We start from the raw sequence: 1,857 nt of genomic DNA on the forward strand, positions 1-1,857 counted from the left end.
AATTGGAGCAGGATCAGGCAAGAGTGAGCGCGGATCGGTCTACCGCGGGCTGCGTCGGGGCGCTTCGATGGATTCACCGAACCTTCATCGAATGAGGAGCACGCCATGCCGCTCGATCACTACGTCACCCTCGGCCGCTCGGGTCTCCGCGTCAGTCCGTTTGCGCTGGGTGCCATGACCTTCGGCGAGGACGCGGGTGGCGCAGGCACTACCGTCGAGGAGTCCGAGCAGATCCTGTCCGCCTACCTCGAGCGCGGCGGGAACTTCGTCGACACCGCCAACTTCTACACCAACGGCCACTCCGAGACGATTCTCGGCGACTACTTCGCCAAGCGGCCTGGCCGACGGGATCGTGTGATCCTCGCATCGAAGTTCTTCACCAACATGTACCCGGGTGATCCCAACGGCGGTGGCGCAGGCCGATCGTCAATCATCGCCCAACTCCATCAGAGTCTGCGCCGGCTGCAGACCGACCACTTGGACGTGTACTGGTTGCACAACTGGGACCGCAACACCCCGATCGAGGAGACGATGCGCACCCTCGACGACCTCGTCCGCGCAGGCAGCATTCGTTACGTCGGGTTCTCCAACACGCCCGCCTGGGTCACCGCCACCGCGCAGACGACGGCCCTGCTGCGCGGGTGGACGCCGCTGATCGCGCTGCAGGTCGAGTACTCGCTGTTGGCAAGGACGGTCGAGGGCGAACTCGCGCCGCTCGCCCGTGAACACGGCATGGCGCTGACGCCGTGGAGTCCGTTGAAGAACGGCTTCCTCTCGGGCAAGTATCAGCGCGGCGCGGCCGTGACCGACTCCGCGCGGGCGGCCTTCGTCGGTGGCCCCAGCGAGGCCGAGTTCGCAGTCATCGATGCCGTCGCCACCGTCGCCGACGAGCTCGGAACCACCTCTGCCGCAGTAGCGCTCGCCTGGCTGCGTGCGCGGCAGGGGACCGTCGTGCCGATCGTCGGTGCGCGTCGCCTGGAGCACCTCACCGACAACCTCGCCGCGCTGGACGTCACCTTGAGCGCCGAGCAACTCAAGACCCTGGACGACGTCTCCGCACCGACACTGAACTACCCGGCGCCGATGCACGGGGCGCAGCGGGCGTCGCTGCAGTTCGCCGGAGCGACGGTGGACGGCGAACCATCCACCGTCTATCCGCCCCTGTTGCAGAGCGACGTCAGGTACTGACGGTCGCCGAGGTGCTCGGCTGCGGAATAGTGTGTGCGTGGTCACGGGTTGGGCTCTGACATGACCGCTTCCTCATTCAACCCGCGCACGCTGCTGGCCGAGGCCCGACTGGGCGTGCTGGCCACCATCAAGGCGAACGGCATCCCGCAGCTCTCGCCCGTCACGCCGTTCTACGACCGGGACGCCGACGTCGTCTACGTCTCGATGACCGAGGGGCGCGCGAAGACCGCCAACCTGCGTAGGGACCCGCGCGCCGCGTTCGAGGTCACCAGCGCCGACGGCTGGTCGTGGGCTACTGCCGAGGGCACCGTGACATTGACCGGACCGGGCACCGACCCCCACGGAACCGAGGTCGAAGCGCTGGTCGACTACTACCGCCGGGCCGCGGGGGAGCACCCCGACTGGGACGAGTACCGGTCGGTGATGGTGTCCGACCGCCGGGTGTTGATGGCGCTGACGGTCGAGCGGGTCTACGGCGAGAACATCCGCTAGGGGGGAGGCGTGCGCGTCGCGCGCCCGGACCACACCCGGGGGTCGCGCCCACGGCATCGGGCTCCGGTCAGTGGACGGCGGGGGCCGCGTCCACTTTGTCCAAGTTGCCGGCCTCGATCTCGTTGGCCTTCTTGAACAACGCCGTCGAAGCGAACAGCACGGCACCGAGGACGGCTC

At 68.0% G+C, this 1,857-nt stretch carries 2 protein-coding genes; both read left to right on the forward strand.

What is annotated here, in order from left to right; translation table 11 throughout:
- The first annotated feature begins 105 nt into the window (after positions 1-105).
- A complete protein-coding gene (locus ACRDUX_RS07470) occupies positions 106-1,188 on the forward strand; it encodes an aldo/keto reductase (RefSeq protein ID WP_526412494.1) in 1,083 nt (360 codons plus the stop codon).
- A gap of 60 nt (positions 1,189-1,248) precedes the next feature.
- On the forward strand, positions 1,249-1,680 hold the full coding sequence (locus ACRDUX_RS07475) for a PPOX class F420-dependent oxidoreductase (RefSeq protein ID WP_526412496.1): 432 nt from the start codon (positions 1,249-1,251) through the stop codon (positions 1,678-1,680).
- Positions 1,681-1,857 lie beyond the last annotated feature (177 nt).

Origin of the sequence: Mycobacterium sp., assembly GCF_050701675.1 — a bacterium.
Taxonomy (GTDB): Bacteria; Actinomycetota; Actinomycetes; order Mycobacteriales; family Mycobacteriaceae; genus Mycobacterium.